At 34.8% G+C, this 26,395-nt stretch carries 20 protein-coding genes; 5 read left to right on the top strand and 15 right to left on the bottom strand.

The annotated features are described in order from the left end of the window. Positions 1-176 precede the first annotated feature (176 nt). The gene (locus HZC47_03225; protein ID MBI5679892.1) at positions 177-485 is read right to left on the bottom strand and encodes a DUF2769 domain-containing protein; all 309 of its coding nucleotides are present in this window, start codon (positions 483-485) and stop codon (positions 177-179) included. A gap of 308 nt (positions 486-793) precedes the next feature. Beyond that, the gene (locus tag HZC47_03220; protein MBI5679891.1) at positions 794-1,015 is read right to left on the bottom strand and encodes a TRAM domain-containing protein; all 222 of its coding nucleotides are present in this window, start codon (positions 1,013-1,015) and stop codon (positions 794-796) included. A 631-nt stretch (positions 1,016-1,646) separates the two neighbouring features. Here HZC47_03220 and HZC47_03215 point away from each other — a divergent pair. Further along, positions 1,647-3,668: a phage holin family protein gene (locus HZC47_03215; protein ID MBI5679890.1), complete on the top strand. Its 2,022-nt coding sequence runs from the start codon at positions 1,647-1,649 to the stop codon at positions 3,666-3,668. Positions 3,669-3,807: 139 nt separating this feature from the next. Next, on the top strand, positions 3,808-4,308 hold the full coding sequence (locus HZC47_03210; protein MBI5679889.1) for a hypothetical protein: 501 nt from the start codon (positions 3,808-3,810) through the stop codon (positions 4,306-4,308). A 65-nt stretch (positions 4,309-4,373) separates the two neighbouring features. Here HZC47_03210 and HZC47_03205 read toward each other — a convergent pair whose 3' ends face one another. From HZC47_03205 to HZC47_03195, 3 genes are all read right to left on the bottom strand, one after another. Next, positions 4,374-7,007, bottom strand: coding sequence for a PAS domain S-box protein (locus HZC47_03205; protein ID MBI5679888.1), 2,634 nt, complete (start codon positions 7,005-7,007; stop codon positions 4,374-4,376). A 35-nt stretch (positions 7,008-7,042) separates the two neighbouring features. Then, complete coding sequence (locus HZC47_03200) at positions 7,043-11,341, bottom strand: PAS domain S-box protein (GenBank protein ID MBI5679887.1); 4,299 nt, start codon at positions 11,339-11,341, stop codon at positions 7,043-7,045. A gap of 331 nt (positions 11,342-11,672) precedes the next feature. After that, positions 11,673-12,764 carry a hypothetical protein gene (locus HZC47_03195; protein MBI5679886.1) on the bottom strand — a complete coding sequence of 364 codons (1,092 nt, stop codon included), beginning with the start codon at positions 12,762-12,764 and terminating at the stop codon, positions 11,673-11,675. Between the two features lie 238 nt (positions 12,765-13,002). Between HZC47_03195 and HZC47_03190 the strand changes: the two genes are divergently transcribed. The 3 genes from HZC47_03190 (at position 13,003) to HZC47_03180 (ending at position 15,934) form a co-directional block, all read left to right on the top strand. Next, complete coding sequence (locus HZC47_03190) at positions 13,003-13,941, top strand: hypothetical protein (GenBank protein ID MBI5679885.1); 939 nt, start codon at positions 13,003-13,005, stop codon at positions 13,939-13,941. 172 nt (positions 13,942-14,113) lie between these two features. Next, on the top strand, positions 14,114-14,566 hold the full coding sequence (locus tag HZC47_03185) for a small multi-drug export protein (protein MBI5679884.1): 453 nt from the start codon (positions 14,114-14,116) through the stop codon (positions 14,564-14,566). 273 nt (positions 14,567-14,839) lie between these two features. Then, a complete protein-coding gene (locus HZC47_03180; GenBank protein MBI5679883.1) occupies positions 14,840-15,934 on the top strand; it encodes an inositol-3-phosphate synthase in 1,095 nt (364 codons plus the stop codon). 31 nt (positions 15,935-15,965) lie between these two features. On the opposite strand, the gene HZC47_03175 is transcribed toward HZC47_03180, so the two are convergent. From HZC47_03175 to HZC47_03130, 10 genes are all read right to left on the bottom strand, one after another. Next, the gene (locus tag HZC47_03175; GenBank protein ID MBI5679882.1) at positions 15,966-17,906 is read right to left on the bottom strand and encodes a molybdopterin-dependent oxidoreductase; all 1,941 of its coding nucleotides are present in this window, start codon (positions 17,904-17,906) and stop codon (positions 15,966-15,968) included. A gap of 94 nt (positions 17,907-18,000) precedes the next feature. After that, entirely contained in the window at positions 18,001-18,189 is a 189-nt protein-coding gene (locus HZC47_03170; GenBank protein ID MBI5679881.1) for a 4Fe-4S binding protein, read from the bottom strand. Positions 18,190-18,264: 75 nt separating this feature from the next. Then, complete coding sequence (locus HZC47_03165; GenBank protein MBI5679880.1) at positions 18,265-18,576, bottom strand: nitrogen fixation protein; 312 nt, start codon at positions 18,574-18,576, stop codon at positions 18,265-18,267. A 45-nt stretch (positions 18,577-18,621) separates the two neighbouring features. Then, entirely contained in the window at positions 18,622-19,959 is a 1,338-nt protein-coding gene (locus HZC47_03160) for a nitrogenase (GenBank protein MBI5679879.1), read from the bottom strand. Between the two features lie 58 nt (positions 19,960-20,017). After that, a complete protein-coding gene (gene nifE, locus HZC47_03155) occupies positions 20,018-21,571 on the bottom strand; it encodes a nitrogenase iron-molybdenum cofactor biosynthesis protein NifE (GenBank protein ID MBI5679878.1) in 1,554 nt (517 codons plus the stop codon). 126 nt (positions 21,572-21,697) lie between these two features. Beyond that, positions 21,698-23,086, bottom strand: coding sequence for a nitrogenase molybdenum-iron protein subunit beta (locus HZC47_03150; GenBank protein MBI5679877.1), 1,389 nt, complete (start codon positions 23,084-23,086; stop codon positions 21,698-21,700). Next, positions 23,083-24,393: a nitrogenase molybdenum-iron protein subunit alpha gene (locus HZC47_03145; GenBank protein MBI5679876.1), complete on the bottom strand. Its 1,311-nt coding sequence runs from the start codon at positions 24,391-24,393 to the stop codon at positions 23,083-23,085. Before HZC47_03145 ends, HZC47_03150 begins: the two co-directional genes overlap by 4 nt. A gap of 63 nt (positions 24,394-24,456) precedes the next feature. After that, on the bottom strand, positions 24,457-24,825 hold the full coding sequence (locus HZC47_03140) for a P-II family nitrogen regulator (GenBank protein ID MBI5679875.1): 369 nt from the start codon (positions 24,823-24,825) through the stop codon (positions 24,457-24,459). Between the two features lie 35 nt (positions 24,826-24,860). Then, positions 24,861-25,178, bottom strand: coding sequence for a P-II family nitrogen regulator (locus HZC47_03135; GenBank protein ID MBI5679874.1), 318 nt, complete (start codon positions 25,176-25,178; stop codon positions 24,861-24,863). Positions 25,179-25,201: 23 nt separating this feature from the next. After that, positions 25,202-26,029 (bottom strand): nitrogenase iron protein, encoded by an 828-nt coding sequence (locus tag HZC47_03130; protein MBI5679873.1) that lies wholly within the window; start codon positions 26,027-26,029, stop codon positions 25,202-25,204. Positions 26,030-26,395: the final 366 nt, after the last annotated feature.

The raw sequence follows: 26,395 nt of genomic DNA, 5'->3' as shown, positions 1-26,395 counted from the left end.
AAAATTTTCCCTCAAAAATATTGTATGTTAGTACTCCTATTTGTTTTTATGGCGTTAAAATGAAAAAATCTTTAAGTTCTGTAATCAAAAAACAGTAAATTAAATACATAAAATTCAAAAAGGCCACTTTAAGGCCAGTTACATTACTAGAAATATGTTTATAAATTCTTTTTGACTCATTTTTCTGCTTTTCCGTCCCTGCAGAAATATCTCTTCGGTTCCAGACCATATGCCTTCCAGATATGGCATTCGTTGCATTTACACACCTTTTTTGTATCAATATCCCTGCAAATAGCCCTGCCTGTTGAACAGTACAAACCTGGTACACGTACCTCATCCATTCGCATAGGACTGTCAAGATCCTGTTGAGTCATTAAAATCATTATACTCTGTTTATCCTTTACACATTGGCTTTCTATCTGTACTGCACACTTGGTACAAAGACACTTTTTAATATTTTCCATGCTAAATTCTATCCTGGTCATACTAATTTCCCAATTAAAATCTGTCATTCAATTGACTTAAAATTGTCCAATCATAATGTTAAATGAAAAATGGGATCAATATTTTAAAACTAAAAACGCGAAAATATTATAAATTTTTGTAAATAGTCTAACCATTTCTGCTAAATAAAAGGATTATAATAAAATAGATAAAAAATAACTGCTTAATTTAAACAAACAATTAGAATTATTGCAAATATTTGTAAAAATTGATATTAAATAAACTAATTAAAATAAAAAAAAATGAATTTAGGAATAATTAAGGAATTAATAAAATTAAAAACTTGAAATTATTCTACTACTTCAGCAAATGCAAAATTTCTTCTGGTTGAATTAATTCTAATTTTAACTTCATCGCCTACTTTGGCACCTGAAACAAAAACCACAAAACCTTCTATACGGGCAATTCCGTCTCCGTCTCTACCTGTATCTTCAATTTTAACATCGTATTCTCCGCCTTCTTTAATAGGAGAAGAACTTCCTCTATCATTACTGTTATTACTTCCAAACAAACTTATCACTTCCGATTTTTTGCCAACAATGGCAATTAACTATTAGTTTTGAAAGCATATAAAGTAATGCAAAAACGATTTTAATTATATTGGCTTTATTTAAATTCAAATTACTCCATTTCGCTGCTGAAACTCAATCCAAGAATTTACATGATTTTAGTGAGTTTTTATTCATCCAGATCCAGCCAAACACTGATTAGTTTTGTTATAACTCTTTAATTCGTGATTGTTTCTTATATTACCATTTAAAAAAAAAATAACCGTATTAAAACTCTATTTAAATCCATTTATATATTTATATGTCTTCCACAATCTTTTCAATGCCATAGTCGTATTGTGAATGGTTCCAAAGCAACCTCCATATTGCTACATTACATCTGATATTTTATACATATGACGTATATTAAAAAGGTTTCTTAGTTGCAAAAATCACATGAACAATGTAATTATATCTAAATATGACCAATATAATAATTTAACAATTAGAAAAAGGATGATATTAAGGGGAAAATGATGTTTGTAAATAGAATCAGTATGACGGATCTGATCCCTCAACACCATTTGATTATGAAAGTAGCAAACATTATACTAAAATAAGTTCAAAGAAATAAAAAACCTAATTGGTGATCTTTTGGAAAGACAGGATAAAAAATATCATAAATCAAGTTTTTACTGGCTATGGCGAACTCTAATTTTGTGGATAGGGTCTTCATTGGGATTTCTGCTTATTGCTGATCTTTCTGTTGGTTTAACAATAAACAATTGGACCACAGCATTTATAGCTGCAGCTGTAGTCGGGATTTTAAATGCAATATTGTGGCCACTCTTATCGCGGCTATTATTGCCTTTTATGGTTTTTACTGTAGGGATAGGTGCCCTATTAATTAATGGTGCTTTAATATGGTTAGCAAGTAACTTTGTTCCAGGAATAACAATAGAAGGAACAGCACTAATCTTAACCCCAATAGGAATGGCAGCAATCTCCACCATACTTAATGCCATTGTTACTATTGACGACGATGCAGCATGGTACAGGAGTATCAGAAGTGCTGTAAAGAAATTTGATAATAATAACGTGAAAGATACGTCCGGAATAATTTTCATGGAAATTGACGGTCTGGCAAAGAACATCTTACTTGAAGCAATTGAAAGAGGAGACATGCCCACTCTAAAAAGATGGATTGATAAAGGCAGCCATGTAGTTTCAGGTTGGGAAACAGATCTGTCCAGCCAGACAGGAGCAAGCCAGGCAGGAATTTTACATGGTAACAACCAGGACGTTTTAGCATTTCGCTGGGTTGAAAAGGAGAATAATAACAGATTTATGGAATCAACCGGACTAAATGATGCCCCCATAGTTGAAGAACGTATATCTGACGGTAATGGCCTTCTCTCAATTAACGGTGCTAGCCGTTCAAACCTATTCTCCGGCGATGCTGAAGACGTTATCTTTACTTTTAGTAAGCTTAAACATCTTAAAAAGTTCTACAACCGAGCTTGGTATTATGTATTCTCCAACCCTTCAAATTTTAGTAGGATAGTTTGTCTATTTTTATGGGATGCACTTTTAGATTATAAATCACAGATCATGCACAGATTGAGAAATATAAGGCCACGTATATACCGTGGAATTACTTTTCCATTTGTTAGAAGTGGTGCAAATGTATTTTTAAGAGAAGTAACGACTTTTGCTCTAATTGGGGATGTATTAGAAGGCCACGTGGATGTTGCTTATGTAACTTATTTAGGATACGATGAGATAGCGCACCACTCAGGAATTAGGGACGAAGACGCTTTTTACGCCCTAAGGGGCATTGATAAACAGTTGCATCGTGTGGAAATGGCATCCCAATTAGCTCACAGGCCTTATCAGTTAGTGGTGCATTCTGACCACGGTCAGACTAATGGGGCAACCTTTAAACAGCGTTATGGACAAACCCTGGAAGATGTGGTAAAAGAACTATTACCTGCTGAAACTCAGATATACGCCGATATTTCGCCAAGTACGGGAGACCATTTTGTTGCTGCATTTACTGCTCCGGGTGATAAAGTTAAAGGATTTTTCCAGGATAAAACCATTGGTGTGAATGAATATATACAAAAATATAGAGTTAATAAAAAGCCAGGAAAAATCAAGAAAAAAGATGCAAATGTAATGGTGTTGGCTTCTGGGAATTTTGGAATGATCTATTTAACAGACAATGTAGAAAGACTAAATTTTGAAGATATTAATCAAATATACCCTGACCTCATTCCAGGTCTGGCCAAACATGAAGGAATTGGATTTATTCTTGTTAATTCTAATGAACATGGCCCATTGGTAATTGGTAACAATGGAACTTACTATCTAAATGATGATACTATCGAAGGAGAAAATCCTCTGGCTAATTTTGGTTTAAATGCCGCAACACACATTAGAAGAACTAACAACTTTAAATACACTCCAGATATACTTGCTATGAGTTTATACGATCCTGAAAAGAATGAAGTAGCTGCATTTGAAGAACTTGTTGGCAGTCACGGCGGAATTGGTGGAGAACAATCATTCCCATTCATATTACACCCTGTAGAATGGGATCTTGGCGATGATTTAATAGGTGCAGAAAAAGTCCATCAAGCATTTAAAGCCGAAATATTAAAAGTTAATATGTAAAAATAAACCCATTAGTCTATTTTTAATTAAAAAAAGGCCCTTAATAACGTTTTAATCTTATTTAAATCAGTTATATGAAATAATAATCAGTAAAATATAAATATAAACTAGGATAAAAACGTTTATTAGGTGATAATATATGAAAAAATGGATAGCAATACTTGCAGTACTTTTAGTGGTAGTATGTGCCTCAGGTTGTACATCACAACCTCAAACATATAGTGGTAACGGAATAACTTTCCAATATCCTGGAGACTGGAGTGGTAATTGGACAAGTGAAATACAACAGAGTGTCGGTAGTTCAAGTACTGTTCTAACTTCATTAGGGAAAGATAACGCAGGAATGGCTGTTGCAAAAGTGAATATAGGATCTGTGCCCATTTCTATTGCAGATTTAACATCTACAATGAAATCAGGTTTTCAATCTGCAGGATATCAATCAGTTACTGAAAAAACCAGAACTGTTAGCGGAGAAAATGCAACTGAGATTGATTTCAAATATAACGTAAGTTCAACTCAAAACTACGGTTCATTTACTTTCTTTAAAAAGAACACCGATATCTACATGATTATGATTTCAACTCCCGACAACAACCAGCAAACAATCGACATGATACTAAATAGTTTTAAAGTCCTATAAACTTTAAAACTACCCTTTTTTTATTTTTTTTAAAGTAAATATTCAACAAATAAAAATTAAATCGCTTATTCGTATTTTTCTTTGAATTTGATTTTGAATTTTGTTCCATTGCTCCTTTCTAACCCAAAAGTACCTCCTATTTGGCCAATTAAGTTATTAACTAATTGTAAACCAAGTGATTTTGTATTTCGAAAGTCTAAATCCTCAGGAAATCCAATACCATTATCCTGAACTATGAGCACAAACTCATTGCCCTCTTTAAAAAAATCAACATTTATTTCCCCTTTCCTACCTTCAGGAAATGCGTGTTTCATGGAATTGGTTATAAGTTCATTTACTATCAGTCCCAATGGAACAGTGGTGTTTATATCCACCATTAAGTTTTCCGCATTCATATTAAGCTTAACACGACCTGGATCAGGGACGTAAGTGTGGAAAAGGTCTGTTGCCAGAGTATGAATATATTCTCCAAAATCAATTTTTTTAAGATCCGTGGATCTGTATAAACGTTCATGAATTAGAGCCATAGATTTAGCACGGTTCTGGCTTTCCTTGAAAATATCTAAAGCTTCTTTATCTTTGATATACTGAGATTGAAGGTTTAATAAGCTGGATATAACCATCAAATTATTCTTAACTCTGTGGTGGATCTCTTTAAGGAGCATTTCTTTCTCTTCAAGAGATTCCCTTAGCTTTTCTTCAACTATCTTACGGTCAGTGATATCCTGGACAGTCCCATAAATATGGGCACTTTGGGTATCAGTTGAAGGAATAACTTTAATATGAATAGCCACATAACATATCTCTCCATCCCTGCGAATCATTCTGTGTTCAAATTCAGCGCCAAAAGTGAGTTTACGAGTAGCAAGAGACTTTTTCATTCCCTCTGCGATAAATTGAGCATCATTAGGGTGTACATATTTCTTTATATAATGTTCTACTGGCATAAGATAACCGCCTTCATCTTCTGCGGTCGTGCCCAGCATAGAATAGTACTTGTCATTGAATATGAATATTTGTTTATAAGGATCGAGTTCCCAGTTAGCCAGATGCGCCAAATCCATGGCATCGGATAAACGAATTTGACTCAATTTAAGTGCTTCTTCAGTTTTTTTACGTTCAGTTATATCTCTCAAGGCACCTTCAATTCCAACAGGGCGATTTTTTGAATCGAATATAAAATGAACATTGGCAGAAATATATATCAATCTGTTTTCACTGTTCTTTAGTGTAATTTCGTAATCTGTAACTTCTCCTTTTTCATTAAGAGCATTTAGAAGTTTTTTTCTATCTTCAGGATTATGGTAGAGCATATCTACTTGATTTCCAACCAATTCATTTGGACCGATCCCAAAGTAATTTTCAACTGATGGGCTTACTTCAATTATTTTACCTTTAATGTCTGTCTGGAAGAAGATATCCTGCACATTTTCGAATATGGCTCTAAATTTCTCCTCACTTTTTCTTAAGGCATCTTCAGCTTTTTTTCTTTCCGTTATATCAATACAAAACACAGTAAGACCTATTATACTCTTACCTGACTGTATAGGATTATAAATATTCTCCCAGTATCTTCGACTGAGAGTTTCTTCCCCATACGCTTCTAGTTCTATGAAATTTTCCCCCGATAATGCCCTATCATAATTTATTTTAGCTTTCATTCTATCCTCAGGAAAAGAAATGTAATCCAACATATTCTTTCCAATCTCAATGTCAACTCCCCAAATATTTTTCATGGTTTGACTGTGTGCTTGGTTAAAGAAAATGTAGTTATATTTATTGTCCAGTGAAAAAGCAATTATGTTTTCCGGACCTTCAAAAATGGAATTAAAAGTAGCATATGCACGTTTTAAATCTTCTTCCATTCTTTTACGTTCAGTGATATCTTCAACCATCTCGATTGCGGCAACGACCTTGCCTCCCTCATCCATTATAGGTGAAGAAACTACTCGATAATTTATAATCTCATCACCCACAGGAGTATCTGTTGTAGATTCATGAATCTTCCCGTCCTTTAAAGTCTTATAGGTTGGACAATAAGTGCAGATATCTTCTCTAGGTGGATCGTTAAATGCTTTGTAACAAATCGGTTTTTTGGAAACATTAATATTAGGGAACCATTCCTTCATCTGGCCGTTTAAATCCAAAATCTCCATATTTGGAGCTATAAAAGCTATTCCCACCCCCATATTATCAAAAAGAGCCCTATATTGTTCTTTAACAGAGATTAATTCATTTTCAATCTTTTTTCGTTCTGTAATGTCACGGACATAACTTAAAACAAGTGGTTTGTTTTCATATTCAATAATTGTGGAATGTACTTCTACAGGCATCTGGGACCCATCTTTACAAATAGTAGCAGATTCAAAAATAGATTCTCCTTTTTCCATTAAATCTTTAATTCGTGGATCTATTAGCTTTTCATATTTAGGAGCGTCCAATTTATGTAGATTCATGTTCATTAATTCTTCTTTAGTGTAACCACGTGTTTTATAAGCAGCTTCATTTAGATAAACGAAATTTCCGTCGAAATCATGTAAAAAAACTGAATCAGTAGCGGAATCAAGGAGCTGTGTTATGCGCTTTGACTTTTCTAACTGAAACTCTTTTTCAGTTACCTGTTTTTCCAACTCAATTATTTTTTGTTTTAGTAAATTCAATTCATTTGAAAGATCTTCTTCATCACCAGAATCCTTCAATTCAATCCCCCCCCTTCCAATATTTCTCTTATTAATCAAATCCTTTTTGTATACTTCAACTCTTCAAATGTTATCTTAAACTCAGTGCCATGGCTCTTATCAAGAGTGATTTCGCCTTCTATTTGTTCAACTAAGTTATTCACCAGTTGTAGTCCAAGAGTATTTGTATTTCTAAAATCAACATCAGCAGGGAACCCTACCCCATTATCACTTATTATTAGATCATATTTACTGCCATGTGCTTTTATTGCTACTCTGATTTCTCCTTTTCTTTCATCAGGAAATGCATATTTTAAACTGTTAGAGATTAATTCACTTATAATAAGACCACAAGGAACAGCTGTCTCAATATTTAACATAATATTCTTAACTTCAAATATGGGGACAATTTGACCTTTCTTAACCGAGTATGACTGAAATAAACCATCTAAAATTCCGGGAATGTAATAACTAAAATTAATTCTGTTTAAATCTTCAGACAAGTATAACTTCTCATGAATATTAGCCATGACCTTGATTCGATTCTGGCTTTCGTGCAAAACATCCACAATTTCATCATTTGCCACAAATTGAGATTGAAGATTTAGTAGACTTGAAATAATCTGCATGTTATTTTTAACACGATGATGTATTTCACTTAGAAGAGCATCTTTTTCTTTAAGAGACCTTTTTAAAGCATCAATTGCTAATTTAAATTCAGTTATATCTTCTGAAATTCCCAATAAATATTGAGGATTGCCTTCCTTATCAAGTAATGGGATTTTTTTTGTGTGTAACAGTCTCGAACCTAATTTCTTGGTTTCAATTGTTTCCTCAGGAATTTCTAACAGTTCATTGCTTTGAAGAACTTCCCTATCTTTTTGTGTGAAAAAATCCGCTTCATTTTTAGGGAAGAAATCATAGTCATTTTTACCGATCAATTCACTGCCTGGATGTCCAAAATAGATCTCTCCTACCTTATTAACAATTTTAAAACTAAGATCTTCTGCATTTTTCACAAAAACCATGCTAGGGATATTTTCCACTATATTCCTCAGAAATTCTTCACTTTCTTGAAGTTCTTCTTCCATCTTCTTTCTACCTGTAATATCACGGGCGACATGCACACTTCCCAAAAGTTTTCCATCAGAATCATGCAATGGAGAGACACTTACAATAAAATCTCCACCTAACCTATCCTCATGAACCTCTGCAGTGTGCTCCTCGCCATCCTCAAGCAATTTACGGAATGGACAAAATGAAGGAGGCTCATTCAATCCATGTACAACCTCATAACAAGTAACTCCAACAGCTTCTTCTGGATCCACTCCTAATCTATCAGCCATAGCCTTATTGGTACGGACAACCTTAAAATTATTGTCCAATATAGCTATTAGGTCTGGAACAGCCTCAAATGTGTTTTCCCATTCTTCTTTGGCCTTAATGATTGATTCTTCATCCTTTTTTTGCTGGGTGATGTCTCGAATTATGCCTCTGTAAGAAGTAATAACTCCGTCTTCGTCTTTAACAGCAGTTAAAGAACATTTAGTAATCATTGTGTCTCCATTTTTTTTCTTAACAACAATTTCATACTCTGCACTTCTCTCTTTATTCACCATGGCCAATATACGCTTCCTGTCTTCTGGATTTGCGTAAACATCCTTTTCTAGATCAAGACGTAATATTTCCTCTTTGGTATCGTAGCCAAACATTTCGATACCTTTCTTATTCATGTCGAGGATTTTTCCTTCTGGCGATGTTACAAATAGACCATCAAAGGATTCTTCAAAAATAGTTCTATATTTCTCTTCACTTTCGCGCAATGCCTCCTCAGCCTGTTTGCGGTCATTGATATCCATCCTAATACCTAATATACGGGTTGCGTTTCCGTGTCGATCTCGTTCGATGCTGAATCCAGCAACACTCACCCACCTGTAGGTGCCGTCGGCATGGCGCATGCGTGCTTCGTATTCATACGAATTGAAATTCTGGATCAATACGTTGTCAATTTTTTCTTTAACCCTGGCACGATCTTCAGGATGAACCCTTTCCAACCATTCTGCGCGATCTCCTGGGCCCGATCGGGGTTCATATCCCATCATGGAGTAGTAAGTTGGTGAAGTATACCATTCATCATTTTTAACATTCCAATCCCAAAGTCCGATCTGAGTTACCTCCAATGTGAGGCGCATCCGTTCTTCAGAAGTTTTCAGTTTCTCCTCTGTATCTTTACGTTGGGTGATATCTTCAATCGTTAATACAACACTATCGATCTTACCTTCATGATTAAAGATAGGAGCGCCATTAATTGAAAGGTATAACATATCCTCATCAAGCTTTATTGCATGTTGAACACCATAAACAGGTTTACCAGTAAACATTACCCTACTAAATGGAAGTTCTTCATCAGGGAATGGATTTCCATCATAATCGGTGATATACCATTCTGGAGCATTGTACATTCGCCGAGTAATTTCATCTTTTTTTAATCCCAATACTTCCTCAGCTTGCCTGTTTGCAAAAATAACTTGCCCTTCCTGATTTACCATTGTAATTCCAACAGGACTTGTTTCTGTAATCTGGCTTAAAAGTTCACGTTCGTGACGTAAAGATCCTTCAGCATTTCTTAACGCTTTTTGCTCCCCCAAAGTATTGATTCCGAAGGCTAAATCTTCAGATAACTCTTTCATTAATTTAATTTCATCAGGATTAACGGCATTTGGTTTTGCAGAATAAATTAAGAGAACTCCAAACGTTTTACCTTTCTTGTCCTTGAGAGGCAATGCAATTCCTGAGCGATAGCCACGTTGCAGGGCATTCTCGCGCCAAGGAGTCATTAACGAGTCTGTTTTGAAATCTTGAACATAAACGAGTTCACCGCTGCGAATAACCATTCCTGCAGGTCCTCGTCCATGTTCCGTGTCTTCTGACCAGCTAAGTTTGGCATTTTCAATATACCCACTATCATAACCTGCCCATGCTACCGGCCGTATAGTCTTGGCATCATCCTGCTCAGCATACCCTACCCAAGCTAAACGATACCCTGCTTCATCGCAAATGATACTGCAAACGTCTTTAAGCAAAGTCTCTTCATCAACTGCCCTCAACATTGCCTGATTACATTTACTGATGGCTTGCAGTTCACGATTAGTTTCATTCAGTTCAGCAGTGCGTTCCTCAACATGATGTTCTAACTCGACATAATATTTTTTTAACGCATCTTCTGCATTTTTACGTTTTGTAATATCTCGACAAGTGTAGAGATGTTTCCCTCCTTTGATGGACACATTTTTAATGTTAACAAGCAAGTTGTGGGTTTCCCCTGCCTTATCAATTATATCATGCTCAATATTTTGGATCTCTCCCAAACGTCCTAACTCGGCTGGTTTAAAAAGTTCTCCCTCTCCAAAAAGTTTTGAAATATTGCCCATTTTTTCGACTTCTAAAAAAGAATAACCAAAAATCACATCTACATTGGGGCAAATAAAAATGAATTTACCTTCAGAATCTGTAATGAAAACTGCATCAGAGATGTTACTAAGGGTGAGATAGTTAAGTTCTTCGCTCTCCTGTAATTCCTTTTCAACGGCCCTCTGAAACTCTTTTTCATCTTTTTTTCGTTTTGATATATCACGGAATAAGGCTATAACTGCTGGTTGACCTTTCCAAACAGTTTTTGCAGCTGTGAATTCAACTGGAATGACATCTCCTTCTTTTCGAACTAAACTAGTTTCTGATGTTGGAGAAATAGTCTCTCCCTTGATGAAAGATTCATATCTTCCCATATGTTTATTAATTTCTTCATGATGTGCTAAATCAGCCATGCTTGTTTTAAGGAGTTCTTCAATCGTATAGCCAGTTATCTCAGCGGCCATTTGGTTGGCATATACATGGATTCCTTCCCCAGTTGCAATAATGATGCCTTCATTGGCGTTTTCAGCAAGAGCTTTAAAGTTCTCTTCACTTTCCTTTAATTTTTTCTCCTGATTGGACTTGTAAAGTGCCAGTTCTATGGCAAATTTAAGCTCTAAAGGATCATATGGTTTAATTAAATAACCGTAAGGTTCAGTTAATTTGGCTTTTTGAACCGTTACATCATCAGAATGAGCAGTTAAATAAATAACAGGGATATTTAGGTCTTTAAGCTTTGAAACTGTTTCAATACCATTAAGATCTCCTTTTAAAGTAATATCCATCAAAATAAGATCAGGCATGATTTCTAGTGCTTTTTCTACTGCTTCCTCACCCCTAGAAGCAACATATGGAACTTGGTAACCAAATGATTCCAAAGTTCCTTTTATATCAATTGCTTCTATGCCTTCATCCTCTACCAAGAGTATTTTTTCTTCTGTCATTCAATCATTAATTTAATATGTTTATTAACATATTTGTTTTTATTGCATAGAAAAATTGTTTTCAGCTAGAAAAAGCTTAACAAATCCATTATTAACCCTATGACGAAGTGAAGTATTTTATAAATATCATTTAATCGTTATTTGTAGTAAAAGTCTCATCAAGTACCAGAACACATACAATATCAAAAAAAATACCAATAAACATTGAAGAATTTCGATACCTCAAATAGAAAAATACCATCTATATGACATGCTATCAGAAATAAGAAGGATTAAAAAAAGTTGAAAATTGAGTTTTAATGGTTATTTTTTTGAATCCACAAATTATAATTCATGATTTAACTGTATTAATTGGATTTTTTCTTGTTTTAAGCCATATAAACACGATTAATGCAATTAATGCTGCTAGTCCATAGAGTACTATTGGAATCCATATGAATTCGAGCCTTAATAAGAATGAAGGGTCTCTTCCAAATCCATATGGTGCTGGGACATAAATAAATGCAACAAAAAGAATGTAAGCTGCAGTAACCAGCCATTTAATGTGTTTTTTCACATTTAAAGCATACATATAGGTGAATACAAACATGAATGCAAATCCTGAAAAGAACATTGGCCACATATCCGAATTAGCAAAGAATAGTGTATTATATACTGCTACAAAAACTGCATGTATGGCGACCCAGCTTTGAAGTACAACAATCCATCTTAAGTCTAAATGTATCTTTGTGTATGCTAGAATCATCTGCGTAAAAAGAAGGAACATGAAAAAGAAGCCTGTTAATAATTGAGGATCTGTGTCCATGGGGTGGAACCAGAAGGTGTAAATTAAAGCCCATGAGATGATATACATGTGAGTATGTTTGATAAACTCAGTTACTCTTGCGGTAAATGGTTTTCCCGCTTTTTTCCCAAGAAATAGCCCTTGAACCGGGTTAAGTAGTACAAGTGCTATTGCTAGCATGATAATAACAGATCCTTGGCTTGTAATTATAGGTACGTCCTGTGCAAGGCCATCAAACCAGATATGGGTTTGTATAAGATGTAAAAAGGTAAAAAAGACTGTAATAGCTAAAACGGCAATGTTATATTTGGTTAAATCATATGTAGGGTTAACTTTTTCAGTAGTTAGATTTTTTTGAGCCCAATAGATAGCTCCCCATATTAAAAACTGATTTGTTAAATAGAAAATCCAGACAATTACCATGGACAAATAATCTCTTACAGGAAGTTGCCAGTAATAATGGTTTATATTGTTTAATTGAAGAAATGTAGAAGTAAAATGATTAAGATTTGGCCCTAAAAGCCATATTAATACAGTAAATAACAAAGCAAATATAATTGATCCAAACCATACATAAACTGCAGTTTTAGGTTTATTTTTTGTGGAATCTATCTTTTTCTCAGATTCACTATTTTCCATTTAATTCATTCCTCCCACATATGGAAGTTAATAACCAATATTATTCCTAAATTATTTTTATATCCTTAGCTACTATGTTTTCATCCCCTAAAAGAAGATTTTTACAACAGCCATATAATTTAATTAAGATAGTTTGTTAATTTTAATATTTATTTTTGATGCTAAATTAAGGTCATAATTAAAAAAAATATTATAAAATAAAAAAACTAATTAATTATCAAAAACATATTAATATTTTATGAAATCTAGAACGCATCTTTTTTTAAAATTTTTAGTGTTTTTTGTTTTATTTTTGTCAATTTGCGTTGTAAGTGCACATCAACCTCGAGTAGATACTGGAACAACCACAACCATTACCAATCCAATAGATGTACAAAATCCAGAGGTATCACAGGCATTCTACGGAAACTTAAAGGGTAACCCTGATTATTACAAAATAACGTCAGATAAACCATTTAAGTTATATGTAAATATTTTAGTGCCTCAAAGCCCTGGGATTAGCAGCGATTTTGTTTCAGCAGAAATAACTGATTCTACTGGAAAACGAATTGCACTTTTAAATGGAACAAATTCAAAGTGGACACCTATGTTTGAACCATTTGGCGGCGATTATTACTTACAAGGCCCTGAATTTGCTCAAAACGTTTCAGCAGGAACATACTACATTAAAGTGTTTAATACAAATAATACAGGGAAATACTCCATAGCCATTGGAGATATAGAATCTTTCCCCGCAGATGAATCTATAAAAGCATTAATATCAATCCCTCAACTTAAAGAACAGTTCTTTGCAAAACCAGTTACTACCATGTTCTTTGAGTTTTTAGGCATTATTTTAGCCCTTGGAACTATAATGGTACTATTTGCAATGCTAATACTTTCCAGAAAATCTGAAGAACTAACCCAATTGACAATAAAATCTAATGGAGCTTTAAAACCAATGTTATGGTTAGGAATAGCCATAACCGCAATTGTATGGATCTATATTATGTCCAAAAACCCATTAAACATCGTAGGACTTGTAAACAGCATGCTTTTAGTTATTTTAGTAGTGTTAAGCTGGCATACATGCTCTAAAATATCTCGAATGGAATTTGGTAAAGCACCCATGATTAGCATGAGCTTAACAGCGATATTATGGTGGTTATTTGTATATTGGGCAATATCAGTGATTTAACAATAATACACAGGAACATTTAAGTGATTTTAACTATTAATCACTTAAATTATATTATTTTTTTGATTTTTTGCAAATTACAAATATTTAAATCAAATAATGTAAAATTTGAGCATTCTATTTTAAATAAATTTAAATCCAATTGAATTATACTAATTAAAAGGTTATAAAAATGGATATAATATTAGGAATCTTATTAGTATTTGGAGCAAGTGTTTTCGAGTTATGGGCTGCAATTCCCATTGGTTTGGCCATAAAGCTTAATCCTGTTTTAATAGGAATTTTTTCAGCTTTAGGGGCAATATTTGCAGCATTTTTAGTTTCAACTGTAGGAGATAACATAAGAGAAAGATTCATGAAATGGCGGTATGGAAAAAATAAAGATATAAAAAACAGCAGCTTTTATAAAATATGGAACAAATATGGCATAATAGGATTAGGAATATTATCACCCCTTCTTTTTGGTGCTCCACTGGGAGCTGCCCTTGGAATTGCATTAGGGGCTCGTATAAAACCGTTATTAATATGGATGACTATAGGTATTGTAATATGGAGTGTTCTTCTTACAACTGCAGGTTATTTTGGACTTATGACCTTTGAATCCCGCGGATATTTCGCTAATTAAAATTTTATCCCTTTTTTTGTCTTTAAAACTTTAATTTAAATTATATTAAAAATTAATTTCAGTTGAATTTAAATACTTATTAATCCATATTAACAAATAATAGGTTGATCGAAACATTTAATAGTATAATTAGCTAATTCTCTTCTAAAAGAGAATATAATTACTCGTGAAATAAAATAAGAATAAAATAATAAAGTAAAATTGCAATATTAATTTTAAATAATATTGATAACCACATCAACGTTTTTAATAGTATTTTAGAAGGTGTTACATTTGGAGAAGATAAAAATAGCGATAATTGGACTTGGTAATTGCGCAAGTTCCTTAATACAAGGAATTCATTATTATAAAGATAAAGACAGCAACGATGCAATTGGTCTCATGCACTGGAACATTGGAGGGTATAAACCAAGTGATATAGAAGTTGTTGCCGCCTTTGACATAGACCAAAGAAAAGTAGGGAAAGACGTAAGCAAAGCTATTTTTGCAAAACCCAACTGTACAACAATTTTTTGCCCAGATATCCCCAAAACAGGAGTTAATGTATCTATGGGCAAAGTCCTTGACGGTGTTGCCCCACATATGGACAAATATGATGATGATTACACTTTTAAAGTAGCTGATGAACCAGAATCAGATATTGTACGTATTTTAAAAGAAAGTGGTGCAGAAATTCTCATAAATTATCTTCCTGTAGGAAGCCAAAAAGCAACAGAATTCTACGCACAATGCGCACTTGATGCTGGAATCGCATATGTAAACAGCATGCCTGTTTTCATTGTAAGCAACCCCGAATGGGCCAAGAAATTCGAAGAAAAAGGAATTCCTGCAGTTGGTGATGACATAAAAGCACAAATCGGTGCTACAATCACCCATCGGACATTAGCCACCTTATTCCGTGAGCGCGGAGTTAAATTAGAAAGAACATATCAGCTAAATACTGGAGGAAACACTGATTTCCTTAACATGTTAAACAAAGATAGACTCGACTCTAAAAAAGAATCAAAAACAGAAGCAGTCCAATCCGTTCTAGCTGAAAGACTTGACGACCCCAATATACATATTGGCCCCAGTGATTATGTTCCATGGCAAAAAGACAATAAATTATGCTTCCTTAGAATGGAAGGTAAAACATTCGGTGACGTGCCTATGAACATAGAATTAAGATTAAGCGTTGAAGATTCACCCAATTCTGCAGGATGCGTGATAGATGCAATTCGCTGCTGCAAATTAGCTCTTGAACGAGGAATTAGCGGCCAATTAACTTCAATTTCAGCTTACACCATGAAACATCCACCAGAACAGTTTATAGATGAAAAAGCCTATGAAATGGTGAATGAATTTATTGAAGGAAAAAGGGAAAGATAATTCCCTAAAAACATTTTTTTAAATTAAATAACTATTCTAACTTTTTAATTCTTACAAACGTTTCATTATAAGGAGTACCATTTCCACGTTCACTTATCATGTCCTTTGTCAAAATATTCACACATTTATTGTATTTTAACCATCCCCCCAGATATGTAAGGACATAATCCTTTCTAACCTCTTCATCTTCAATTACTTTAGCAATAAGACTCCCCACAGCAGATTCAAGCAGTACTTCATCGCCGCTACTGATATTCTGGGCTTTTAAAATATCAGGATGGGCATGAACCTCTAAAATACCTTTTTTATGTTCATTTTCTGGAATTCCAGACAATATCCACTTTTTAGGCATTATTGAAAGTAAACGTAACGGGAACTCATGGTTTGAACCATCTTTATATTCAAAATCATTGATAAATTCAAACTTGCCTGATGGAGTTTTAAATTTTTTGTCTGCATATGGAGTTTTTGGGGCAGACTGTACCCTAATTGGAGCTTTTTGAAGCTCTTCAAGCAGTATTCCTTCATTAATAATGGGAGATGTAAGTTTTGAAAGCCATTCTTTTGGTGTTCCGGCCATTTCATCCCTAAAACCAAGTCTTTGAGCTAATTGTTGAAAAATCCATAGTTCTGATTTAGCTTCACCAAGAGGCTCAATTACGGGGTTTATGGGAGTAATCCAGTTACTTCCATAACTTCCAAGAATATCTTCATCTTCCAGGAATGTGGTTGCGGGTAAAAATAAATCTGCAAGTTCTGTAGTGTCATTTAAAATTTGATCAACAGCTATCATATAATCAGTGCTTTCAAATGCCTTCTTTACCTTTTTAGAGTTTGGATTCATGGCCACAGGATTTCCGGCGCTTATGAATATTAATTTAATTGAGGGATTCTCTGCTTTTAAAATAGCTTCACCAATTGTGGGCATTGGAAGTTTTCTTACCTCTTCTGCAAGTTCTGCCCCCTCTAATGAATTATTGAAGTATCCGAATTCTTCAAAGCCTTGACTAACACCACCACCGGAAATACCTATATTTCCTGAAACTGCAGCGACTGCATCAATCATTCTAAAAGTTTGATGGCCCTTAATATATCTGTGTAACCCCCATCCTAAAATTATACTACTTGGACCGTTTACATAGATGCTGGCTAATTCTTCAAGTTCATTAACTGAAATACCACATTTATCTGCAATATGAGAGATATCAAATCCATCAATAATTTTTTTATATTCTTCAAAGTTTTCTGTGTGATTATCTATAAAATCAAAGTCCGCAAACCCCTCACGGAACAAAATTTTAGATAGTCCCATTGCAAGAAATGCATCAGAATTAGGAATGGGCCGATAATGTAAATTTGATCTTTTTGCTGTCTCTGTTTTAACTGGATCTATTACAACAATTTTAGCTCCATTTTTCCTTGCTTTTTTAAGGATTTTCCATAAATGAATGTCTGTAACTGCCGGATTACGTCCCCATATGATTATGGCTTTGCTGTTTAAATGATCAAATGGATCATGAGATATTCTCTCTCCAAAATCAAGTTCTTGACCTGCCTGACCAGTTCCACCACAAACTGTACCATATAAAGTTGAAACTCCTCCAAATAAATTGAAAAATCTTCGATTAAGAATTCTAAGTGCTGTACGGGCCCCAAAACCTTGATAATAAAGAATAGATGTACTTCCATATTTCTCTTTTACTTCTTTAAGCTTTTCTACCGCAATATCCAGAGCTTCATCCCAGCTTATCCGCTCCCATTCTCCTTCTACCTTTTTAAGAGGATAGAGTATTCTTTTTGAACTATAAAAACGGTCTTTCAGGTAATTTTTAGTACTGCCACATAAAAATCCTGCTGTAAACTCATGTTCCCTGTTTCCAGTTAGTTTAACAATTTTACCATCTTCTACATGGGCAATAACACTACATGCGCCCGGACAATCACGAGTACATGCTGTAACTACTGTTTTCAAAAAATTACCTCCAACTCATATTAATTATGTGCTTTAAATTTATAAAAAATAATTGTTTTTAAATAGGGAAAAAGTAAATTAGAAAAGGGCATGTTTATTCTTCTAAGGTTATAGCGTCTCTAGGGCAGACATCTATGCAAATTTCGCATAAGCTACACTCTTCCTGGCATTTTATTGCTATTTTACCATCTTCAAGTACAAGAACTTCCATTGAACAAACATCTACGCATTCTCCGCAATCTATACCATCGCATTTTTCATAATCGACCGTTATTTTAACCATTGTTTATCTCCTTGTTTCTTGTTTTTATAGGATCTTGAAAGTTGTTCTAATTTAAGCAAAACTTAAATTATTTCATTATCTTGAAAGATAATCTTTAATTGCATCTCTAACTTCTTTTTGAGACCCTATTGCTTCTATTCCTTTATTTTGAAGTGCTTCTTTAGGTTCTAGTCCAATTCTACTGCATAAAACCACTTGACAATCACTTACAAGTTCCAAAGATTGTATCCACCTATCAGAATGATCCTTAATTGGTTTTCTGGGTTTTTCTCTAAGTTCAACGAAATTTACCTGATTTCCGTTAACCTCGAATATGAGAACGTTGGAAGCGTCACCAAAGTGTAAATTTACATTTTTGCCATTATTGGATGCAACAGCTATTTTCATGGTGTTTACCCTTTTATTATGTTATTTTTAACTCTATTTCCTGATCTATTCACTTTCTATTTCATGTCCTGACTCGTCATAGTATTTTTCTAGAATTATGTTGGCCAGAGTATCCACCAGACTGATTCCTGCTTTATAACCAACAATAGGTATTCTCTGGGCACCTAAACGATCATATATGGGGAAACCTATCCTCAAAAGAGGTATATTCTCTTCTTTGGCTATTCTAGCACCGTAGGAATTTCCAATGAGCAGATCTATTGGATTCTCTTTTATCTGTTGATGTAAATCATAAAGGTCACATCCTTCAAGAACCACTGGCAATGAACAGCTTTCTTCTGCCACACTTTTCATATCATCCAGGAAACGGTTGCTTTTTGCCCCTGTACAAACTATAGCTGGAATCATTCCTAACTCTGCTGTAAAACGAGCTAATGCTGCTACCACATCAGGATCGCCATAAATAGCAACCTTTCTCCCGTAATTATAAGGATGAGCATCTACCATTGCATCAATAAGTCTTCCTCTTTCTTTTTCAAGTTTAACTGGAAGTTCACATCCGTTAAGCTCGCAAATCGAAGATATAAAACTATCTGTACTTTGTAATCCTACTGGAAAGAATCCTGAAATGGATTTAATATCAAATCTTTTCTCCAGAAATTTTACACCAGAATCAGCGTGCTTACAAAGAGATAAAGTAGCCTTTGAATTAGCTGTATCTCTTATTTCATCCACTGTGATTCCCTCTGATGGAAGAAATGATACTGAATCAGTATGTGGAGCATCAAGAGATTCTGAGTTATCAGTTAGTATTATACTTTCACAATCCAGAAGTTCCAGAATTTCTTTAACTTCTCTGATATCTGCAGGCGATACATTTCCAGTTATAATGTTAATTTTATCATTAGGCTTAGTAGAATATGCTAAATTTTCTATAAGTGATTTAATAGTCTTGTCATAACCGTCCACATGGGATCCAGCATAGCTTGGAGTTGATATGGGAACAATTGGAGGTAATTCCTCATCATGATGTTCTTGCCGGAATTTATGAATTATAAGGCCCATGTCATCACCGATAGTCTCAGTGAGACAACTTGATGTTACTCCTATGAGTTCAGGTTTATACTCATTCCATATTGTCTCCAGAGCTTTTAAAAGGTTAGCTTCTCCCCCGTAAACCACAGTTCCTTCACTCATAGATGTGGAAGAAACATTTACAGGTTCTCTGAAATGCCTGCATAATTGAAACCTCATGTAAGTGCTGCAACCTTGGGAGCCGTGTATTAAAGGCATTGCCCCACGAACTCCAAGCAAAGCCTGAACTGCCCCCATAGGTTGGCACATTTTGGAGGGATTAATAACCGCGAAGTGTTTATTAGGGATTGGCCGGTGAATTTCTCCGCAAGCTCTTGAATTTTTGATCATACCATCATCAGTATTTTTATTCATTTTTAACAATTCCATGATATTTTTTTGGAGTAAATTTCCACACAGGACTGGATACTGCCCGATTAAGTTCCTTAGCGAAATTAATAAATCCTTTAAAACCTGCAAAAGAGGCTATACGGTCATGATTAAAGTCACAGAAGGGTATTCCTAATTTATGAGTCATATATTTTTCTTTTGCACCAGAAATAACTAGATCTGGCTGATATTTTTGTAGAAGTCTTGATAGTTCCATAGAGTTAGCATCGTCTACCACCAGAGTTCCTTCGCTAACTGTTTCCATAATTCGCTCGTAATCTTCAGGAAGGCCATTTTGAGTACCTGTCATTATTACATTCATTCCTAGCTCTTCAAACGCCCTAATAAGAGACCATGCCTTGTTACCTCCAACATAAACTGCAACTCCTTTACCAGCTAGTCTCTTTTTATAGTGACTTATTTCGGATCTTACATTTGCTATTTCAGTTTTTATTATTTCATCAGCTTTTTCTATCATTTTTGGGTTCTGGAAGAACTCAGAAATAATTTTAAGTGATTTAGCAGTGTCTTCTATGCCAAAGAAGTTCACCTTGAGATAATGTATGCCATATTTCTCTTCCATTTGCCGGGCCAGATAATTTGATGATTTTTGGCACTGTACTATGTTCAAATCAGCATAATGAGCGTTAGCTATATCTTCAACACAGGAATCACCAGTTAGAACCGATAGAACATTTACTCCCATCTTTTCTATGAGTGGTTTAATTGCCCACAAATCACCAGCCACATTGAATTCTCCTACTATATTTAAGGTCGGCTGCGCGTTAATTTCACTCTTCAGCTTACCGTCTAGTTCCCCAGTACCTATAAGATAATCCAGCATTGCATCACATGCCAGCTGGTGTCCCAATGATTTATTGAAGCTTCTAAAACCTTCTGATTGCACAGGAATAACTCTGCATTTAGTGATCTTTTCAGCTTCTCGACAAACAGCCTTTAAATCATCCCCAATAAGGCCAACTACACAGGTGGAGTAGACAAATATGGCTGCGGGCTTGTAAAGGTTGTTGAGTTCGGTTATAGTATCTGCTAATTTTTTTTCTCCCCCAAATACTATGTCCTTCTCTTCAAGGTTGGTAGAAAACCCTGTTTTATACAGATCTTCTCCTGAAGTTCGGCTACCTCTTATGTCCCATGTACATGAAGCACATCCTATAGGGCCGTGTACCAAGTGTATGGCATCGGTGATCGGCATTAGGACCACTCGAGCCCCGCCGTAAACACATGACCTCTGGGTGACTATTCCTGGTACTGAAGCAGTGTTACAACTAGGGCCACCCCCATCTTCGCTTTTTTTAACGCACATGTGATCCAGGCGAGATTCCAGAGTTTTAATAATTGATTCAGGAACAGGATCAATAACTATCTCGTCAGAAGATGATTCATCAGTAAATAAATCTTTTATTAATGATTTATTTACTGACACATTTAGTTTGGATGAATTTGTAACCTTTTCATTACCTTTATCTGATTTTTCAGAATTTTTTGAAGATTTAACCGCTGATTGCATTTTTTTACCTTTAAAAAATCGCATTTTTTACCCCTATTTGCTTTAAAAATAATAATTTTAGCCATTTCAAAATTCATATTCTTAAAATGGCTATTTGAGATTATTTGAGCTATCTTGGAATTCAGCCTATTGCTGTAACTTCCAGTGTTCATGATCGTAGTATTTTTCAAAGACTGCATTTGTTATTCTATCTATGAGACTAATTCCTCCATTATATCCCACTATAGGGACTCTATGGTATCCTACTCTATCATAAACAGGGAATCCAACCCGTATAAGGGGAACATCAAGTGCTTTAGCGAATAATCTTCCATCAGAATGACCAATCATAAGATCCACAGGATTTTCCTGTAGATGTGTTTCTAAATCTCTTAAATCACTTCTTATCAAGACATCTACAGCCCCATCAGATTCTTTAGCTACTTTTTTCATCTCATCAACAAATTCTGGGCTTTCAACACCAGTACAGACTATTGAAGGAATCATACCAAGTTCGCAAACAAATCGAGCAATTCCCGAAGTTATAGCAGGATCCCCATATATTGCTACCTTTCGTCCAAATAGGTATCTTGATACAAGGTCAGCCATTGAATCTATAAGCAGCCCTCTTTCATCTAAGATTGTGTCTGGAATCTCCAATCCAGTGAATTTCTTTAAATTCCTTAAGAATTGGTCAGTGTTTTTAACTCCAATAGGTATTGAACCAACAGCTGCAGGAACGTCATACTTTTTCTCAAGTGATACAGCACCAGAACCTGCATATCCACATAAAGAGATTGTACCCCGACTATTTGAGGTGTCACAGATTTCTTCTACTGTTGTTCCTCCTTTCGGATAGAATGGTTTTGTTTCTGTTGTAGATGGTCTAAGTGGTGAATCGAAAGGATCTGATATATCAGTTAGAATAATACCTTCAACACCCATTAAACCAAGCATATGCTTTATTTCCCTTACATCTCCAGGATTTACCATTCCAGGAATTATATTAACTTTTTCATTAGATTCACTTGGATCTTCAGCTAAGTTGTCAACCAGAGCTTTAATTGCATTATCATAGCCTTTAAAATGAGTTTCTACGAAACTGGGAGTACTTATAGGTACTATCTTTACTTTTTCTGCCTCTTTTTCTCCCATTCTTTTTTTTAAGTCTTCTTTGGCCACTTTAATGAAACCTTCCATGTCATCTCCAATTATCTCACTGGAACATGTACTGATTGCTCCAATTAAATTTGGCTTGAATCTTATTGCAAGATTTTCAATACCAGATATAAGGTTTTTTCTTCCACCGAAAACTGCTGCATCTTCGTGAAGTGATGTTACAGCAATTTCAGAAGGTTCACGGAAATGACGTGAAAAGGAGTATCTAACAAATGTAGAACATCCCTGAGAACCATGAACTAATGGAAGTCCTCTCCTTATACCTGAAACTGCATACATTGCTCCCATTGGCTGGCAGGTTACAAGAGGGTTAATTACAGAGGTTCTCTCTTTTTTTATTACATTTGCACAGCTCATTCTGTTACCTCCTCTTCGCTTTCTTCTACTTCCTCTTCAAATTCCAGCATATCCCACACAGGACTGTAAATAGAAGCATAAATATCTTGAGCTAAGTTCATAAATCCTTCAAAGCCCATATAAGGCCCATTTTCATATGAATGAATTAACATGCATGGTACTCCTAATTTATGAGCTATATATTTCTCTTTAACACCAGATAAGATTATATCTGGCTTATAATCTTCAATAATTTCTTCAAGTTCCAGTGAATTTGGATCATCAAATATAACTGTTCCTTCACCTACACGCTCTTTAATCTTCTCATATCCATCTTCGTGCTCAAACATTGTAGATACTGCAACTGTTTCCATTCCCAGATGCTCCTTTAGAGGTTCAGGAAGGTGCCAGTTTTTAGGTCCTCCAGAAAATACCCATACTTTCTTTCCCTGGAGTTCAAAAAAGTCCACTTTAATATATGGAACGCCATATTTTTCTTCTATAAGTTCAGCTATATAATTTGCAGATCGCTGGCATCTTACTAAGCTTAATTTGGCTCTGTGCATCCAGCATATCTCATCATGGCTACAATCTCCAGTGAATGTGGAGAGTATGTTTATTCCTATCTCTTTAAAGTAATCCTGTAAGACCCAAAGGTCTCCATCTATGTTATATTCCCCAATTAAGTTCACATCATAAGGTGTTGTCTCTGGGGGCTCTTTTGTACCTACAAGTTTATTGAAGAGAGTTATGTTACCAACATGGTGCCCTTTAGATTGAGTAGGGCCTGAAAATCCAGGAGCATTGAATGCTATAACGTCTTTACCGATTTCTTCTGATAATTCTTTTGCAACAGCATCCATGTCATCCCCTATAAGTCCAGTTGTACATGTTGCGTATGTGTAAATAGCATTAACAAATGGAAATTCTTTAGATGCTTCTAAAATGGATTGCCTGAGTTTTTTCATTCCTCCAAAAACTACATCTGATTCTTTAAGGTCTGTACCCATAATGTATTTCAGGTTGAAGTTTTCTATTGGAATTTTACCTCCGTTTGGAAGATCAGGTGAACTGGGGTATCTTTTACTTCCACAACCGTATGTGGTACATCCTACAGGAGAATGCACAACATGAACAACGTCTTTTACAGCTCCAGTTATAACCCCTTTAACCCCTGCAAATGCACATCCACGCTCAGTCATACAGCCAGGAACGGTCTTTGTATTACATTTAGGGATATGTTCCTTTGGATCCGCTGAATCTTTTACATAAATAAATTCTTCTCTTTCTGGGATTTCTTTATCAACTTCAAAAAGTTTAAAGGGCATATTTTTGATCTCCTAATAATCATAATCTATTAAATCGTTGCGTGCTCCTATTCAATATTGCTATTAAATAATAGCTTCTTCTCCACGTTCATCTGTTCTTACCCTTATTGCATCATCTACAGGACACACGAACAGTTTTCCATCTCCTATTTGTCCTGTTTGATTAACCCTCATTATAGCTTCAACTACAAGAGAAGCATCCTCATCAGGCACAATTAGTGATATAAGCCGCTTTGGTATGTATCTCATTGTTCCTTCTTCTTCAAGGAGTTCCGGTTTGTTAATATCAAAAGATACTTCTCCGATTATTGCTTTTTGCCTTCCCCGTCCCATGACTCTGTTTGCAGTCATTGCTGGAAAACCAAGTGCGCTTAAAACTTCTTTTGTTTGTGTCATCTTTTTTGGGCGGATAATTGCGATTATTTCTTTCATTAAATGCACCAGTTAGTTTCAATTAATTTTTAGCATTATAATCCTGCAGATCTTGTTCTTACAGTGTACGCTTCATCTACAGGGCTTACAAATATTTTTCCATCACCAAAGCTTCCCGTAAATGCAGATTCATTAATTATATCGATAATTTTTTGAGTATCTGCTTCTTCTGCAACCAGAAGGAGCATTGTTTTAGGTAATTCGTCGTAATAGATTTTATCTACTTGAATTCCCTTCTGTTTACCTCTCCCAATAACATCCATTTTTGTAAGGGCAACATAACCTGCTTCTGCCAGGGAATCTACGACTTCTTCTGCTTTATCCGGGCGCACAATTGCGCGAATCATCTTCATTTTTAACTCTCCAGTGCTGTTAATTAATCAATTAAACCATATTTTAAAACCAGATCTTCCAGTTCATCCATGGTCATTGGTTTAGGAATGACGAAATTATCATTGCCGATTATTTTTTCTCCAAGTGTTTTGTATTCATTAGCCTGATTGCAGTCCTCATCAAATTCTACAACCGATTTTTTATTGAATTCAGCTTTTTGAACTATATTATCACGTGGAACAAAGTGAATCATTTGAGTTCCTATTTTCTCACAAAATTCTTTAAGCAGTTCTTTTTCACCATCTACATTTCTACTGTTACAGATGATTCCTCCAAGTCTCACTCCGCTCTGTTCTGCGTATTTTACCATACCAATACAGATATTATTTGCAGCGTAAAGCGCCATCATCTCCCCAGATGCCACAATATAAATTTCTGAGGCTTTTCCATCCCGTATAGGCATTGCAAATCCACCGCATACAACATCACCTAAAACATCGAAGAATACAAAGTCTAAATCCTTTTCATATTCCCCATACATTTCCATTATTGTTATAGCGGTGATCACACCCCTTCCAGCACATCCAACACCAGGTTCAGGACCACCAGATTCAACACATTTAATTCCTTTGTATCCTGCTTCAACAACATTTTCAGGAGTACAGGCTTCTTCTCCTTCCTCTCTTAATGTGTCCATCATGGTGGTTTGCATTTTACCACCTAAAATCAGACGTGTACTGTCTGCTTTTGGATCACATCCATGAATCATTATATTTTTATCGTGGAAATGAGCCATAGCGGCTGCTGTGTTTTGTTGTGTTGTGGACTTTCCAATTCCACCTTTTCCATAAATAGCTATTTTTCTTACCATGATAGACCTCATTCTTTTGTTTTTTTTCTTTATTTCTCCATTTTTAATAATTTTTGAAAAAGTCTTTATCGGAAGTATGTTTCCTACTTCCGACTATCATTGTTTTGTTTTCATTGTATATAAATTTTTCTAATAACAAAAAATCAAAAATTCAAAATATCAAACATTTTATATAAAAATTATATTAATTTCTACCAATTAATAAACAAAAAATCAGAATAAATCTCTATATTTAAAATTTATTTTATTATTCAAAATTTTTCAAAATTCAAATAAGAGTATTATCTTTAAACATTTGAATAATCACTGCTCATTAATTAAAATGATTTATAAGTCACTTAAGACTAAATATATTGAGATACTAAA

Origin of the sequence: Methanobacterium sp. (assembly GCA_016222945.1) — an archaeon.
In the GTDB taxonomy this organism is placed as follows: Archaea; Methanobacteriota; Methanobacteria; order Methanobacteriales; family Methanobacteriaceae; genus Methanobacterium_D.
The sequence above is the reverse complement of the archived record's forward strand: the minus strand, read 5'-3'. Positions and strand labels throughout refer to the sequence as shown.

What these genes read in the sequence shown, in the direction of transcription:
- HZC47_03225 (MBI5679892.1), bottom strand. Translation starts at nt 485, where the DNA reads ATGACCAGGATAGAATTTAGCATGGAAAATATTAAAAAGTGTCTTTGT.
- HZC47_03210 (MBI5679889.1), top strand. Translation starts at nt 3,808, where the DNA reads ATGAAAAAATGGATAGCAATACTTGCAGTACTTTTAGTGGTAGTATGT.
- HZC47_03200 (MBI5679887.1), bottom strand. Translation starts at nt 11,341, where the DNA reads ATGACAGAAGAAAAAATACTCTTGGTAGAGGATGAAGGCATAGAAGCA.
- HZC47_03195 (MBI5679886.1), bottom strand. Translation starts at nt 12,764, where the DNA reads ATGGAAAATAGTGAATCTGAGAAAAAGATAGATTCCACAAAAAATAAA.
- HZC47_03190 (MBI5679885.1), top strand. Translation starts at nt 13,003, where the DNA reads ATGAAATCTAGAACGCATCTTTTTTTAAAATTTTTAGTGTTTTTTGTT.
- HZC47_03185 (MBI5679884.1), top strand. Translation starts at nt 14,114, where the DNA reads ATGGATATAATATTAGGAATCTTATTAGTATTTGGAGCAAGTGTTTTC.
- HZC47_03170 (MBI5679881.1), bottom strand. Translation starts at nt 18,189, where the DNA reads ATGGTTAAAATAACGGTCGATTATGAAAAATGCGATGGTATAGATTGC.
- HZC47_03165 (MBI5679880.1), bottom strand. Translation starts at nt 18,576, where the DNA reads ATGAAAATAGCTGTTGCATCCAATAATGGCAAAAATGTAAATTTACAC.
- nifE (MBI5679878.1), bottom strand. Translation starts at nt 21,571, where the DNA reads ATGCAATCAGCGGTTAAATCTTCAAAAAATTCTGAAAAATCAGATAAA.
- HZC47_03150 (MBI5679877.1), bottom strand. Translation starts at nt 23,086, where the DNA reads ATGAGCTGTGCAAATGTAATAAAAAAAGAGAGAACCTCTGTAATTAAC.
- HZC47_03145 (MBI5679876.1), bottom strand. Translation starts at nt 24,393, where the DNA reads ATGCCCTTTAAACTTTTTGAAGTTGATAAAGAAATCCCAGAAAGAGAA.
- HZC47_03140 (MBI5679875.1), bottom strand. Translation starts at nt 24,825, where the DNA reads ATGAAAGAAATAATCGCAATTATCCGCCCAAAAAAGATGACACAAACA.
- HZC47_03135 (MBI5679874.1), bottom strand. Translation starts at nt 25,178, where the DNA reads ATGAAGATGATTCGCGCAATTGTGCGCCCGGATAAAGCAGAAGAAGTC.
- HZC47_03130 (MBI5679873.1), bottom strand. Translation starts at nt 26,029, where the DNA reads ATGGTAAGAAAAATAGCTATTTATGGAAAAGGTGGAATTGGAAAGTCC.